This window comes from Streptococcus sp. S1 (assembly GCF_034137685.1).
Lineage (GTDB): Bacteria > Bacillota > Bacilli > Lactobacillales > Streptococcaceae > Streptococcus > Streptococcus dentalis.
This window is the reverse complement of the sequence record NZ_CP139418.1, coordinates 1,006,819-1,021,298: the sequence shown is the minus strand read 5'-3', so window position 1 is coordinate 1,021,298 and position 14,480 is coordinate 1,006,819. Positions and strand designations below refer to the sequence as shown.

The following is a 14,480-nucleotide window of genomic DNA, read 5'->3' as shown; positions in this document are numbered from 1 at the left end:
TGCAGTATAAAAAAGAGGCTAGAACAGTTCTGTTCTAACCTCTCAGACTAGTAGACACGTCTTCCCAAGTCGAGACTCTATTCTACTAATCCTTATTTTTTGGTCGTTCCACGTTGGTTGATCGTATGAGACAACAGTACCTCGCGTTCTTCCAACTCTTCTTTGTGCATGATCTTGGTCAACATACGCATACTGATTGCACCAAGGTCATACAAAGGTTGGCCAATCGTTGATAGATTTGGACGCGTGTAACGAGTTACTTGTGAATCATCGCTGGTGATAATTTCAAAGTCTTCTGGTACCTTGATCCCTTTATCAGACAAACCGTTCAAGAGACCTGCAGCCAATTCATCACCTGTTACAAAGGCAGCTGTTGCTTTCGATGCAATGATGCGTTCTGCCAAGTTATATCCTTCATCGTAACGGTACTTGGATTCAAACACAAGTCCTTCGCTATAGCTCAATTTTTTCGCTTTCAAAGCTTCTTTGTAGCCTGTCAAACGAATTTTTCCATTAATATCATCCACCAATGGGCCGCTTACAAAAGCAATTTTCTTGTTGTGTTTTGCCAACTGTGTAACAGCATCAACGGTTGCTTGCTTGTAGTCAATATTGACACTTGGTAATTGGTGTTCAACATCCACTGTCCCAGCAAGGACAACCGGCGTACGAGAGCGTGAAAATTCTGAGCGAATCTTTTCTGTCAAATGATAGCCCATGAAAATGATGCCATCCACTTGTTTTGAAAAAAGGTTGTTTACCACTGAAACTTCTTTGTCATCGTCTTCATCGCTATTTGCAAGAACAATATTGTACTTGTACATTTCAGCAATGTCATCGATCCCCTTAGCCAATGTAGAGAAATAGCTGTTCGTGATGTTTGGAATAACAACACCGACTGTTGTGGTTTTCTTGCTGGCAAGACCACGCGCAACAGCATTTGGACGGTAATCCAAGCGTTCGATCACTTCTAATACTTTTTTACGTGTATTTTCTTTAACGTTCTTATTTCCATTCACTACACGACTAACGGTTGCCATTGAAACCCCTGCTTCACGGGCGACATCATAAATCGTTACTGTATCGTCTGTATTCATAAGATTTCCTTTCATTATTGAAAATTTCGTTTTCACTCTCTAATTAATCCTATTTTATCATGGATTGTAAACACTTTCAAGTATTTTGGTAAAATTTTGTAAACTCTTGCTTTTTTGGGGAAAATTTGACAAAATAGATCCATAGAAAGAAGGTAGCATTATGTCTAAATTAGATCAAATCGTCGATTTTCTTGAAACTGAAAAAACAGATGTCGCTGTTGTATCCGATCCTGTCACCATCAATTACTTGACTGGATTTTACAGTGATCCCCACGAACGTCAACTCTTCTTGTTCGTTTACACTGACCATGAACCACTTCTCTTCGTTCCTGCACTTGAAGTGGAACGGGCGACTGCAGTTGTCGATTTCCAAGTGGTTGGCTATGTGGATTCTGAAAATCCATGGGAAAAGATTAAAGGGGCTATCGCAAAACCAGATGCTAAAACCGTTGCACTTGAATATGATAACTTGATCCTTACCAAATACAATGGCTTGCGTACTGTCTTTGAAAAAGCAACATTTACCAACTTGACACCACGGATTAACCGGATGCGCTTGATCAAATCTGCTGATGAGATCCAAAAAATGTTGGTGGCTGGTCAATATGCAGATAAGGCTGTCAATATGGGATTCGACGCCATCTCACTGGATAAAACAGAAACTGATATCGTAGCAGAAATCGACTTTGGTATCAAACGATTGGGTTATGAAATGAGCTTTGAAACCATGGTCTTGACTGGAAATAATGCAGCTAACCCACACGGAATTCCAGGAAGCAACAAAGTCGAAAATGATGCTCTCTTGCTCTTTGACCTTGGCTGTATGGTCAATGGTTATGCGTCAGATATGACTCGTACTGTTGCGGTTGGGAAACCAGATGATTTCAAAAAAGAAATCTACCACTTGACTTTAGAAGCTCAACAAGCAGCCATTGACATGATCAAACCAGGTGTAACAGCTCACGACGTCGATCGTGCTGCACGCAGCGTCATCGAAAAAGCTGGCTATGGTGAATACTTCAACCACCGCCTCGGACACGGGATCGGAATGGATGTGCATGAATTCCCTTCTATTATGGAAGGAAATGACATGGTTATCGAAGAAGGAATGTGCTTCTCAGTCGAACCAGGAATCTATATCCCAGGTAAAGTCGGTGTCCGTATCGAAGACTGTGGCTATGTGACAAAAAATGGCTTTGGACTCTTTACAGAAACTAGCAAAGATTTGCTATATTTTGATTAAGATAGAAAAGGAGATTGTTTTATGATTGTTTGGCGTGGTAAAGGCTTGCTCGTTGTACTTGCTTTATTTATTGGAGGAGCTGTCTCCAACCTTGCTATTTATGTCCTTCATTTTAATGTCGCTAATCGAGTTCATGGCTTTCTGATGGGGATCATGTTTAGCCTATTTACAGCAGCCACAAATTATTTATTAACAAAAAGATTTGTTTCAGATGAAGTTCGTTATCTTATTGATGAAGAGACAGGGCAACGAATCGCTTACCGTGATTCTTCTTCTTTCATGTTTATTCCCAATCGCTATTGGACCTGGATCTTCTTAGGTTTATCCCTCATTCCATTATTAGTGTCCTTCATCAATTAATAAAAAAATTTCAGTATCTAAGGTACTGAAATTTTTTATTTTAACGTATCTATCAATGAATCAGCAAGTTCCTATCGGTAACTTTCTCTCTTGCTTACCAGAGATTGATAGCTTCTGTTTATTGGACTAAGAGGCTACTTCCATCTTCATTTTAGCTTCTTTCACTACTTGCTCTAGACTTATTTGTGCCATTTCTTTTTCCATGGCCAGCTGAATCTCTTCCAGCTTCCCATCTAGAACGTCATGGATGCTATTTCCAATTGGACAAGCAGGATTTGGATGTTCATGGAAGCCAAATAATTGACCTGTCGAACCTAAGCATTCTACCGCTTGATAGATATCCAGCAGGCTGATCTCATCGGCTGCTTTTGCGAGCTCAGCTCCGCCTGTCCCACGCGCTACATGGATTAATCCGGCTTTCTTCAACTGAGACAAGGTCTTTCGAATAATAACAGGGTTCACGCCGACACTTCCTGCCAAAAAATCACTGGTTACTTTTGTTTTTTCTCCTTGTAGAGCAATCATGATCAAGACATGAGTCCCAATGGTAAAGCGACTCGAAATTTGCATAACTTCACTCCTTTCTACCCGTTTTGAAGGTAGAGTCTATTGAACAACCGTCAAGAGACGACTTTCGTTATTCCTATTATACTCTTTTCAGTTGTAATGTCAACAGTTACACTATTGAAAGAAGTCCTCTAGCCAAGCATCGATTTCTCGATCATGACCTTCTCTCTGCTCAATTTCATGAAGGAGCTCATGATTGTGGGTATGATGAATGCCATTGACCAAACTTTCATAATACACTTGGTAATAAGGAAGATGGAGGTCTTTTGCAAGTTGCAGTTCTTTTTGGACATCATAGTCCACCCGTCTAAAATCTACATCTTTTAACCCCATTTGATCAAATTCAAGAATAGCATACATGGCCCGAAGGTCCTTGCGAAGATTCTTTTCTAAAAAGAAAGGTTGACCGATCGAGCCAGGATTGATAATCAGTTCTCCTCCTGTCCCATAGCGGAAAAACTGCTGGTGAATGTGTCCGTAGACTGCAATATCACAAGACGGGTTTGTCACCAAACGATCAAAATCCTTCTGCTCACCAATATGGATCAATTCGCGACCCCAATTCTTATCAGGTAAGTGGTGGGTAATGCCGATCTTTAAACCTGCGATTTCTCTATGGACTTGCATGGGCATTTTCTGCATGTCTTCAATTTCCTGGGGCGTGATTTCTTCCAGAATATATTGACACTGGCGCATGAGGTAGCGATGACTGGATCTAGTCTCATCCAACATCCCCCTCATAGCCCGCCAAAGACTATCTTCCCAGTTTCCAAGGACTTTGACCGTAATAGGTAACTCCTCTAACAGCTCCAAGAGGGCCCGTCTCCCTGTTCCAGGCATCAAACTATCTCCTAAGAGCCAATATTCATTCACCTTGGCTTTTCGACTATCCTCTAGGACAGCTTCCAATGCTGTCGTATTTCCATGAATATCTGAAAGTAAAGCAATTTTAGTCATGATCTTCTCCTTCTCTCCATTATAACAAAGAGAAGAAAAACTTCCACCCAAAGGTGAAAGTTTTATGAACATTCCATGCTGCTAGAAATGAAAAATAAGGCTAGAGGGCCTGTCGCTATCAGCTACAGGCTTTGTATCTTAGTGAATTGCGCCAGGATGAGAGAGGATCGATACTATCCTCCCGAAGAGTTAGTAATTCGTGTAGGCAAGCCACCATAGTGCTTGCCGTTACACGAATTGAACACGCCCTAAATGCTGGGTGAAAAACGCAAACTGTAATAGTACTAACTTCAAAGGCACAGTAGCTGATTGGATTTTTCTCTCGCTTTAAGAGCTCGGAAAAATCCTAATCAGCCTTGTGGGGGCAGGACAACGAAGCATTCTATACAACAGTGCTTCTGTCCTGCTCCCTATTTTCCTTTGAGTTGCTTAACGGCTTTGTATCTTAGTCTACTGATTTGAGGGCTTCGAGCATGTCTACTTTTCGGAGATAATGGTCAACATAAATTCCTAACAGGATCAAGAGAAGGAGCATTCCTCCGACAGGAAAGAGAAAAACGCCAAGTCCCACTTTAGGGTAAAAGAGAATGGCATCTGGTGCTATCATGGCAATGAGGAATTGATGAAGATAATAGCCACCTCCTAATCCAATGAGGATCCCTATGATAGACAATAAGATGGTTTCGCGGTAAATATAGAGCGTCACTTCCTTATTATGGAATCCTAAGACCTTAATGGTCGATAATTCCCGGATCCGCTCTGCCACATTGATATTGGTTAAATTATACAAGATCACGATAGCTAGCAAGATCGATACGACTACCAGAATCATCATAGTGGTGTCCAAGGATTTGGCAACTGAGTTAAAGAGGGAAATCATCGAAGCATTCTGACTAACCGCCTTCACAGCTGCAAGATCCATCAGATCTTGACTGACAGTCTGCACTTGTTGTGTAGAAGGATTTTTCAACTTCAGCAAATAGCTATTTGCTGAAGTCTGCTTTCCGTAGATTTTTTGGTAACTTGCTTGATCCATATAGATAAAATGGCCGACATAATTTTCAGTGATCCCTGCTACCTTAAAAGTATGGTCATCTAAGGTCAGTCGATCGCCAACTGTAACCCTAGCTAGTTGTGCTAGCTTACTACTGATGATGACTCCTTTCTTGAGAGACAAGGGCTCTCCTTGTTTGAGAGAACGCAGGCTGACAAAGGGAGAAAAATCTGTACGATCTGTTACCATCATCGTAATGGTCTGCTTGTCGCGTCCACCCTTTAAAGATGCTTCGACGACCTTACTATAGATCGGTCGATAATCTTTGATATCTGATTTTTCCAGACGATTGGTTAGTTCCTTGCTTTCTCGGCTTGATGCATTCGTTTTTTTGACTACAATCAACTCATAAGATAGGATCTCTTGAAATTGGCGTTTAGAAACACCTCCTACAGAGGATTGAATTCCTAGCCCTGCGAAGAGAAGAGCAACAGAACCTGCCACTCCAAAAATGGTCATCAGCATCCGTTGTTTGTAACGAAAGAGATTACGAGCAGTGACCTTGTGGGTGAAACTCAGACGCTTCCAAATAAAATGGAGACGCTCTATGAAAATCTTCGAACCGGATACCGGTGGTTTAGGAAGCAATAGAAGATTGGCCTCTTCTTTTAATTCCTTACGCGAAACCCAGTAAGCCGGAAGCACACTCGCAACGAAAGACAGTCCGAGCGCAATTAGAGTCATATCCCCATAAAAATACTCTCTGCTCTCTCCAATCACCATCCCTTGCGTGATAATGTTGGAAATGATCCCCGATAGGAAATAATGGCCCAGCAAGGTTCCTAGAAGGGTACCGATCGTCCCTGCAAAGAATCCATAGAGAACAAATTTGAGAATGATGTCCCTGGTACGATAACCCAGCGCCTTAAAAATACCTGCATTGGTTCGCTCTTCATCGACAAAGCGGGTCATCGTGGTAAAGGTCACCATGGCGGCTACTAGATAAAGAACAACCGGAAAAATATTTCCGACAGCGGAAATACTGCTACTGGCATTGCTATACATCAGGTAACCTTGTCCACCTGGCATGGTCTTGCGGTCATAGACATGATAAGTTGGAATCTCCAGCTGATCTCGCTCCCTTTGGGCTTTTTTTAGCTCCTCCTCTTTTTTTGCAAGCTCCGTTTCACCTGTAGCCCAGTCTTTCTTTTTCTGATCCAGTTGTTCTTTGGCTTGATGGATCTTTTCTTGACTGGCTGCTTGCTCTTTAGCTGGCAGAAATGGAGCTAGTTCCTTGAACTGGGCCTCCTGCAAATCTAATTGCTGTTGATCCTGATCGATCTGACTCTTGGCTGACTGGAGTGTTCCCTTGGCACGACTGAGTTCTTTCTGGCCTTTTTGAATCTGCCCATCAGCCTCCTGCTTGAGTCTTTGATAGCGGGCCTTTCCATTGTCTTTCAGAAGTTTTTCTAACTCTTCTTGATGAGCTTCGAGCCGTTTTTGGTAGACTTGCGAAAAAGAATCTAAAGACCTCAGATCATCAAACTGGATCCGCGCCATCGCGGGAAGTTTGGTGGTGAAGACTTCTTTTGAAACCAGAGCATAGGCATCCAGATTCCCACTGCCACTCATGGCAGTGCCTAAATTCTTTTGAGACCACATCTCAGAGGATTGTACAAAGCCAACAATGGTAAATTGCTTTCGCTTTAAACTAGAGCGAGTTCCAGCCTTTTCTTCAAGTGTGAGGGTATCCCCTATCTGATAGCGATCCTCCCAAAAACTCGCTAGGGCCAGTTCCCCTTCTTTTTTGGGCAGGCGCCCCTTGGTCACACGAAAAGAAGAAAGGCTCTTTGGAGGAGAAAAAAGTCGAATCGCCTCTCCTGTTCCTTTCACCGTCAGATCCAGCAGTAAACCAAATTCGACACGCGCTCCTTTGACTCCTAAAAGTTCCTCTTGGTCTGCCTGATCTAATCCCAAGTCCCCCATGACAGCAAGATCTAGCATCTTTTGTTGCTGAATAAACTGGTTAGCCGTTCGGTGCATATTTGGAGTGGTCACCTTTAAGCCAACTAAGGCCAAGCTTCCCAATAACATCAAGGTTAAGATGGAGAGAAAACGTCCTTTTGAATGTGTAAAGGAAGCAAATAGATCCTTCCAATAGACTTTTCGTTTCATGCTACCACCTCTTCTAATACTCTAGTGTAGCAATATCTTGAGGAAATTCATTGATTTCTACCGACTTGACCTTGGCATCATGCATGCGAATCACACGGTCTGCAATCGGAGCTAGGGCACCATTATGGGTTACGATGATGACCGTCGCTCCCTTTTTTCGAGACATATCCTGTAAAATCCCCAATACTTGCTTACCCGTCTGGTAATCCAAGGCTCCCGTTGGCTCATCACAAAGGAGAATTTTAGGGTTCTTCGCCACTGCCCGAGCAATCGGCACTCGTTGTTGCTCTCCCCCTGACAATTGGGCAGGAAAATGATCAAGACGATTGCCAAGTCCTACTTCTTTTAAAACAGCTTCCGAATCTAGAGCATCAGAAACAATTTCTGAAGCCAACTCAACATTCTCCTTAGCTGTCAAATTAGGGACCAGATTATAAAATTGAAAGACAAAACCAACATCATCTCGTCGATAATTGGTTCGTTGATGAGCATTGAGCTTTGCAATATCCACCCCATCAATCAGAACCTGACCCTCGTCATTGGTGTCCATCCCTCCTAAGATATTGAGGACCGTTGATTTTCCAGCTCCTGAAGCTCCTAAAATAATGACCAACTCACCTTTTTCAATCTCAAAGGAAACATCCTGGTTAGCGAAAATCTCAGTCTCCCCACTCGTATAGCGCTTGTAACAATGCTGCATTTCGATATAGGCCATTTCTTCTCCTCCCTCCTACTTCCTAACTCTATTATAGTCCTTTTCTGATAGATTACAAAGAAATCGAGGTAGCAGAAAACAAGGTTATCCTAAATTATCATGAACTATTATAAATTTTATGCTATAATTAGAGACAAATTTGATTTATTCTTAGAAAGAAGGCTCATCGTGAGTTTACAACAGTTTGAAAGGAAATCACTTCAAGAAATCAACCAATCTATTGACGTGCCAAAAGGGATCCCTTTTTGGAAGACCCTCCTGCTCTTTTCAGGACCAGGAAGTCTAGTAGCTGTCGGCTATATGGATCCGGGAAACTGGATTACTAGTGTCGTCGGAGGGGCCCAATACCGCTACCTCCTCTTATCAGTGGTTCTTCTCTCATCTTTAATCGCCATGCAGTTGCAACAAATGGCTGGTAAACTAGGGATTGTCCATCGTAAGGATCTGGCCCAAACAACCGCCCATCATTTGCCAAAATGGCTTCGCTATACCCTTTGGATTGTGATCGAGCTTGCCTTGATGGCGACAGATTTGGCTGAAGTCATCGGATCAGGGATTGCCCTCCACCTTCTTTTTGGCTGGCCCTTGCTCTTTTCTATCCTGATCACCATCTTTGATGTCTTCCTATTACTAGGACTCATGCATCTAGGATTTCGAAAGATCGAGGCCATCGTTTCAACCTTGATCCTCACGATCCTTGCAATTTTTGGCTATCTGGTTTTCCTATCGAAACCAGATATCGGAGGAATCTTCGCTGGCTTCCTCCCTCAAAAAGAGGTGCTGGGAATTGGACTTCCAAAAGGAAATGAAGCCTTAACCTTGGCGCTTGGGATCATCGGTGCAACCGTAATGCCTCACAACCTCTATCTCCACTCTTCCATTTCGCAAACACGAAAAGTCGATTACAAGGATCCAGCAGATATCAAACGGGCAGTGCGCTTTATGACCTGGGATTCAAATATTGAATTGAGTTTGGCTTTCGTCGTCAACTCTCTCCTCTTGATTCTTGGAGCAGCCCTCTTCTTTGGTCACGGAGATAAGATCGGTGCTTTCTCTAGCATGTACAATGCCCTCAAGGATAACCATATTGCTGGTGCTATCGCCAGTCCCTTCTTGTCCACCCTCTTTGCCATCGCTTTGTTAGCCAGTGGTCAAAATTCAACCATTACTGGGACCCTAACCGGTCAAATCGTTATGGAAGGTTTCTTGAGATTCCGCCTGCCACAATGGGTCGTTCGTCTCATGACTCGGATCATTGCCCTTCTTCCTGTCATCATCGTTGCGATCTTATTTGGAGATCAGGAACATGTCCTTGATGACCTTCTGGTTTATTCTCAAGTCTTCCTATCAGCTGCTCTTCCTTTCTCTATCTTCCCTCTGGTTTATTTCACCTCCAACAAGGAAATCATGGGAGAGCATGTCAATGCGAAATGGAATACGTTCTTAGGCTATCTCGTTGCAATTGTCTTAACCATCTTAAATTTCAATTTGATCGTGACAACTTTTATCAAATAAAAAAACCAGCACTTCAACGGTGCTGGTTTTTGTTCATTACACAAGCTTCTCCATCTTGTTTCTTCGTTTCCTAAAAATTTCCTGACCATTTTTTTAGGAGGGAATTATTTTAAATCACTAATTGTTGTGAGGTTTTCACAAAATCTTGTCAGTGCCCGTCATTCATAAACTTGTAAAATTTTTGTACACTTTTCGTTATCTGTACAAAAATGAGAAATATTGTCTAATTTATTTTTTTGGAGTATAATGCTATTTGTTGTGGCGTTAAATTATTTAAGAAATAAATTATTTTAACGTCAAATAAATAGAAATCGATTGATACAACTACAGAAGGGGACATATGGCACGCCAAAGACACACGACAACCAAGTCAGACTTACGAAATGCGCTCTCAAAACTGCTCTTGCAACAACCGTTTGATAGCATCACTATTCGACAATTAACTGAAAGCGCTGGGATAAACCGAGGGACCTTCTACTTGCACTATGTCGATAAATACGACATGTTTGAGCAAATGAAAATGGACATGATGCAAGAATTAGATAGCCTCTTCGTTGAAGGAAGCCCTGTCAAGGTGAACTTTCTCAATGTCTTGACAGCTATTAAAGAGAATTATGATTTTATTTATGCATTGTCACAATCCTGTTGCTCGGACTTCCGTAAATTAGTAAGAAGTTTTACTCTCCATGCACTAGACGATACTCCCCATGCAAAGGAACATATCATTTCAGACTTTCAAGTTCCATACAAGTATGGTCTAGAGATTTTCATAGCTACGATTGAATCTGTGATTGTGACCTGGTTAGAATCCGGTGCGAAAGAAGAGCCAATCGAAATCGGGACGATCATTCTCAGCGTCTGCGACTTTGCTAGCTGGAACTAAATTCCCCAACCTTCTCCTACCTTTATGGAGAAGGTTTTTCTTTTTGGCAAATGAACAACATTCAGATCACCTTGTTCAACTTGTTTGTAGAAAGCAAAAAATCAGGATGCTAGGATCCTGCTTTTTCTCTATTTTCTCTTTGCCAACATGGTTGCAAATCGAAGTTGAATCCGATGGCCATTCTCATCTCGACGATGGAGATGGCCAGGATTTTCATTGTATTTGACCAATTCCCAATCCTTGTAATACTCCGCTAATTCTCCTTCTTTAAAGGTGAACGAGAAGGGCATCTGACAAGGATAATCTTCCGTATCCATGGCACAGACAATGAGATGGTAGCCACCTGGATTGGTATGCTCTTGCATATTGCGGATAATCGCTGGAATCCGATCAGCGTCTAAAAACATGAGGACCACAGTCGATACGATGAAATCATAGTTTTGGGTGAGTGCAGCAGCATTGATATCATAGAGACCCACAGGCATCTCTAGATCTTCCTCAGCGACAATACTTTGTAAGATCTCAAGAGCCAGTTCATTTTGATCGACGGCCGTCACGTCAAAGCCATGTTGGGCCAAAAAGAGGGCGTTGCGTCCTTGCCCGCATCCTAGATCCAATGCCTTTCCAGCGGGGACAATTCCCACTGCTTCTAGCACTTCTGAATGGACAGGATTGGTGTTGTATTTTTTGGGGAAATAGTCTTTTGGCTCACAGTAAAATTCCAGGTACCACTCCACATCGTCAGTCGCCGCTTCGACACGATGCCAGGCCTGGGGCTCGGCCATGGGGTTCTCTGCTCCTGCTTCAAAGAGGTGGCTCGCGATTTCTTCCCCCTCTTCGGTCAATTCAATAAATCGTAACTGACCCTTTAAAACTGTAATCTTTCCCCAGGTTCCTACCTTAGTATTGTGCTTTCTTTGAAGAGCTTCTGGCATGGTATCCTTGGTCCAGATAGGCATGCGCTTGTAAGCAATCAATTTTTGTGTCATGCTGCTTCTCCTTTTTCTTTCACTACCCTTATCATACATAAAAAAGCCCCTTTTTACAAGTTGAAAAAAGGAGAACCCGTTACCACAAAAAGACAGATCTGAAACAAGTTTCAAAACTGCCTTTTTCTTTAACGTGTATTGTATTGTTTCATGACCCGTGCGATGTCCCGGTTTTGTTCCCGACGCTTGATGGATTCACGCTTGTCATAATCATGTTTCCCTTTAGCGAGCCCCAAAAGCAATTTTGCATAGCCATCCTTGAGATAGACCTTCAAAGGCACCAAGGTCATTCCGGTCCCTTTGGTGTCTTGGTCCAGCTTTTGGATTTGCTTTTTATGAAGCAGGAGCTTGCGACGACGATCTGGATCTTGGTTCCAGATATTGCCTTCCTCATAAGGAGCAATGTGGACATTGCTAAGCCAAACTTCGCCATTTTTTACTTGTGCAAAGCCATCTTTCAAGTTAATGCGTGCTGCACGGACACTTTTGATCTCTGTCCCCGTCAGCACCATTCCTGCTTCAATCGTATCCACGATGGTGTAGTCATGTCTCGCCTTTTTATTTTGCGCGACTACCTTTCCTTCGCCCTTTGCCATGTTTGGCTCCTTTCTTTGCTACTTCCTTGTAAAATGGTTTCTTCCCTTTTTTCTTTTTAGATTTTGATGAAGAATCTTTCCGTTTGTCATCTTTTCTACTAGATGAACCCTTCGAAATCTTTTTCTCCTTGCGTCTGCGATTCCTGCGATTACCATCTCGGTCACGCCCTTTAGCCTTGAGGCCTTTTTCGACGACATCCCATTCACTTGGAATATAAGAGAAATCAATCTCTCCTGTCATCTTGTCGGCTCTTTCTACCTTGATTCGGATTTGCTGACCGACACGGAAGGTCACTCCCGATTTTTCTCCCCGAAGGGTGAGATCTCTTTCGTTAAAATGGTAGAATTCAGGAAGATTGGTAATATGGATCAAGCCTTCAACTGTATTTGGCAACTCCACAAAGAGGCCAAATTTCACCACACTGGAAACCACGGCATCGTACTCTTCCCCAACATAGTCTTCCATGTATTCAGCCTTCTTCATGGCTTCTACTTCGCGCTCCGCATCAATAGCTCGGCGTTCCCGACTAGAGGATTTGCTGGCAATGTCTGGAAGGACTTGTTCGAAATGCTCTGCCACTTCTTGAGATTTTCCGTATTCGCGCACCATTCGATGAACCATCAAGTCCGGATACCGACGAATGGGACTGGTAAAGTGGGTATAATACTCCGCAGCAAGCCCATAGTGGCCATGGTTATGCTCTGAGTAGCGAGCCTGTTGCATCGAGCGCAACAACATCATCGAAAGGACATCCGCATAGGGTTCCCCTTCGACCTTGCGCATAATTTCTTGCAGGGCTTCTTGGCTCATTTCACTAGCCGTTCCGTAGATTTGGATCCCAAAGCTGGAAGCATAATCGATAAACTTCTGTACTTTTTCTGCTTTTGGATCTTCGTGGATCCGGTAGATGAACGGTAGTTTCAGTCGTGTAAAGTGCTCCGCTACCGTTTCATTGGCAATCAGCATAAAGGACTCGATCATCCGCTCGGCAATTCCTCTTTGACGAAGGACGATATCGACCGGTTTTCCTTCTTTATTGACCAGAATTTTAGCCTCATTGGTATCAAAATTAAGGGCTCCGCGGCGAATCCGCATACTCTCTAAAATGCCGTGCAAGGTGGCCATTTGATGAATACTTGGGACAATTTTCTTAAAGATTTGAGCCTTTTCTTCGTCTCCTGCTAAGATATCATTGACGTCGCTATAGGTCATTCGGAAGGTTGTCTTGATCACTGTTTGGGTAATGGTATGTTTGATAACCTTGCCATGAGGATCAATCTCCATGATGGCAGACTGGGTCAGGCGATCCACATTCGGATTTAAAGAACAAATCCCATTAGAGAGACGCTCTGGTAACATGGGTACTACTCGGTCAGTCACATAGACAGAGGTCGCCCGATTCAGAGCTTCCTTGTCAAGTGCTGAACCTTCTGTAACATAATAAGAAACATCTGCGATATGAACACCCAGCTCAAAGTTGCCGTTCTTGAGTAGCTTGATATGGACCGCATCGTCCAAGTCTTTGGCATCTGCCCCATCAATGGTAAAGGTGATCTCCTCTCGCAGATCCAAGCGTCCCTCTATATCCTTAGCAGACGGTGCATCTGGAACCTGCGCAGCCTCTTTCAGCACTTCTTCTGGAAATTCTGAGACGATGTCCATGGATTCTAACACTTCCAAGACATCGATTCCTGGATCTGTCACATGACCGACCACATCCCGTACCGTCGCTACAAAATAATTGTGCTTGCGGCTCGGGTATTGATCAATTTCGACCTTGAGGATTTCGGTCCCTTCCAATTGGATGGCTGGCTTCTTCACATAGATCAGCTGGCTGATTTTTTGATTTTTCGAACGAATGTAGCCGGCATATTTAGGTTTTTCCTCATCCAGGACAATTTGTCCAACTACCGTTTTGATGCTATGTTCCAAGACATCAATAATCTTAGCTTCTGCTGCCGTTCCCTTGTTTCGGTCTGCTACCTTGGTAATGACGATCTCAACGGTGTCGCCATCGATAGCGTGGTTGACATCATTTCTGCCAACAAAGAGGTCCTCTTCTTCGCCCTCTAAACTGACAAAGCCAAAGCCATTTTTATGGGCATGAAAAATCCCCTTGAGAGTAATGGCTGGGGCCTTCTTTTGACCCAAACGAAGAGAGCCATCATCTTCGAATTTCAACTCATGACGGCGTTCCATCAGAGAGATGGTTTTGACCAAGTCACGGAAATCCTTAGACCCTTCTTTTCCTAGAGCCGCTGCCAGATCATTGATCTGGACTTTGTCATGCTCTTGTAAATATTCTTTAATACTTGTTTTCATGAATGTATTTGCTGGTTATCCAGCCTCCTTTTTTCTATCTGGTTGGGATATCGTTTTGCAAAATAA

At 43.0% G+C, this 14,480-nt stretch carries 12 protein-coding genes; 4 read left to right on the top strand and 8 right to left on the bottom strand.

Annotation, left to right across the window (positions count from 1 at the left end):
- Window positions 1–92: 92 nt before the first annotated feature.
- Window positions 93–1,097, bottom strand: a complete 1,005-nt coding sequence (gene ccpA, locus SM121_RS05000) for a catabolite control protein A (protein WP_003005429.1) — start codon at window positions 1,095–1,097, stop codon at window positions 93–95.
- Between the two features lie 160 nt (window positions 1,098–1,257).
- Between ccpA and SM121_RS04995 the strand changes: the two genes are divergently transcribed.
- Window positions 1,258–2,340, top strand: coding sequence for a M24 family metallopeptidase (locus SM121_RS04995; protein WP_155172265.1), 1,083 nt, complete (start codon window positions 1,258–1,260; stop codon window positions 2,338–2,340).
- 21 nt (window positions 2,341–2,361) lie between these two features.
- Window positions 2,362–2,700, top strand: a complete 339-nt coding sequence (locus SM121_RS04990; RefSeq protein ID WP_155172268.1) for a hypothetical protein — start codon at window positions 2,362–2,364, stop codon at window positions 2,698–2,700.
- Between the two features lie 126 nt (window positions 2,701–2,826).
- Here the strand turns inward: SM121_RS04990 and SM121_RS04985 are convergent, their stop codons facing one another.
- The 4 genes from SM121_RS04985 to SM121_RS04970 all read right to left on the bottom strand — a co-directional run bounded on the left by SM121_RS04985 (window position 2,827) and on the right by SM121_RS04970 (window position 8,108).
- A complete protein-coding gene (locus SM121_RS04985) occupies window positions 2,827–3,270 on the bottom strand; it encodes an Rrf2 family transcriptional regulator (RefSeq protein ID WP_155172271.1) in 444 nt (147 codons plus the stop codon).
- A gap of 111 nt (window positions 3,271–3,381) precedes the next feature.
- A complete protein-coding gene (locus SM121_RS04980) occupies window positions 3,382–4,224 on the bottom strand; it encodes a metallophosphoesterase family protein (protein ID WP_320910522.1) in 843 nt (280 codons plus the stop codon).
- 445 nt (window positions 4,225–4,669) lie between these two features.
- On the bottom strand, window positions 4,670–7,393 hold the full coding sequence (locus SM121_RS04975) for an FtsX-like permease family protein (RefSeq protein WP_320910521.1): 2,724 nt from the start codon (window positions 7,391–7,393) through the stop codon (window positions 4,670–4,672).
- 13 nt (window positions 7,394–7,406) lie between these two features.
- Window positions 7,407–8,108, bottom strand: coding sequence for an ABC transporter ATP-binding protein (locus SM121_RS04970; RefSeq protein ID WP_320910520.1), 702 nt, complete (start codon window positions 8,106–8,108; stop codon window positions 7,407–7,409).
- Window positions 8,109–8,276: 168 nt separating this feature from the next.
- Here SM121_RS04970 and SM121_RS04965 point away from each other — a divergent pair, with 168 nt between their 5' ends.
- On the top strand, window positions 8,277–9,623 hold the full coding sequence (locus tag SM121_RS04965) for an Nramp family divalent metal transporter (RefSeq protein ID WP_003013089.1): 1,347 nt from the start codon (window positions 8,277–8,279) through the stop codon (window positions 9,621–9,623).
- Between the two features lie 340 nt (window positions 9,624–9,963).
- Window positions 9,964–10,506, top strand: a complete 543-nt coding sequence (locus SM121_RS04960; protein ID WP_003013462.1) for a TetR/AcrR family transcriptional regulator — start codon at window positions 9,964–9,966, stop codon at window positions 10,504–10,506.
- Between the two features lie 128 nt (window positions 10,507–10,634).
- On the opposite strand, the gene tehB is transcribed toward SM121_RS04960, so the two are convergent.
- From tehB to rnr, 3 genes are all read right to left on the bottom strand, one after another.
- The gene (gene tehB / locus SM121_RS04955; protein ID WP_247920129.1) at window positions 10,635–11,495 is read right to left on the bottom strand and encodes an SAM-dependent methyltransferase TehB; all 861 of its coding nucleotides are present in this window, start codon (window positions 11,493–11,495) and stop codon (window positions 10,635–10,637) included.
- Window positions 11,496–11,623: 128 nt separating this feature from the next.
- A complete protein-coding gene (gene smpB / locus SM121_RS04950; protein WP_003005443.1) occupies window positions 11,624–12,091 on the bottom strand; it encodes an SsrA-binding protein SmpB in 468 nt (155 codons plus the stop codon).
- Window positions 12,054–14,414 carry a ribonuclease R gene (gene rnr / locus SM121_RS04945; protein ID WP_320910519.1) on the bottom strand — a complete coding sequence of 787 codons (2,361 nt, stop codon included), beginning with the start codon at window positions 14,412–14,414 and terminating at the stop codon, window positions 12,054–12,056. The genes smpB and rnr overlap by 38 nt, the downstream gene beginning before the upstream one ends.
- Window positions 14,415–14,480 lie beyond the last annotated feature (66 nt).

Excerpts from the sequence above, each read along its gene's own strand:
- ccpA (WP_003005429.1), bottom strand. The coding sequence starts at position 1,097 with ATGAATACAGACGATACAGTAACGATTTATGATGTCGCCCGTGAAGCA.
- SM121_RS04995 (WP_155172265.1), top strand. The coding sequence starts at position 1,258 with ATGTCTAAATTAGATCAAATCGTCGATTTTCTTGAAACTGAAAAAACA.
- SM121_RS04990 (WP_155172268.1), top strand. The coding sequence starts at position 2,362 with ATGATTGTTTGGCGTGGTAAAGGCTTGCTCGTTGTACTTGCTTTATTT.
- SM121_RS04985 (WP_155172271.1), bottom strand. The coding sequence starts at position 3,270 with ATGCAAATTTCGAGTCGCTTTACCATTGGGACTCATGTCTTGATCATG.
- SM121_RS04980 (WP_320910522.1), bottom strand. The coding sequence starts at position 4,224 with ATGACTAAAATTGCTTTACTTTCAGATATTCATGGAAATACGACAGCA.
- SM121_RS04975 (WP_320910521.1), bottom strand. The coding sequence starts at position 7,393 with ATGAAACGAAAAGTCTATTGGAAGGATCTATTTGCTTCCTTTACACAT.
- SM121_RS04970 (WP_320910520.1), bottom strand. The coding sequence starts at position 8,108 with ATGGCCTATATCGAAATGCAGCATTGTTACAAGCGCTATACGAGTGGG.
- SM121_RS04960 (WP_003013462.1), top strand. The coding sequence starts at position 9,964 with ATGGCACGCCAAAGACACACGACAACCAAGTCAGACTTACGAAATGCG.
- tehB (WP_247920129.1), bottom strand. The coding sequence starts at position 11,495 with ATGACACAAAAATTGATTGCTTACAAGCGCATGCCTATCTGGACCAAG.
- smpB (WP_003005443.1), bottom strand. The coding sequence starts at position 12,091 with ATGGCAAAGGGCGAAGGAAAGGTAGTCGCGCAAAATAAAAAGGCGAGA.
- rnr (WP_320910519.1), bottom strand. The coding sequence starts at position 14,414 with ATGAAAACAAGTATTAAAGAATATTTACAAGAGCATGACAAAGTCCAG.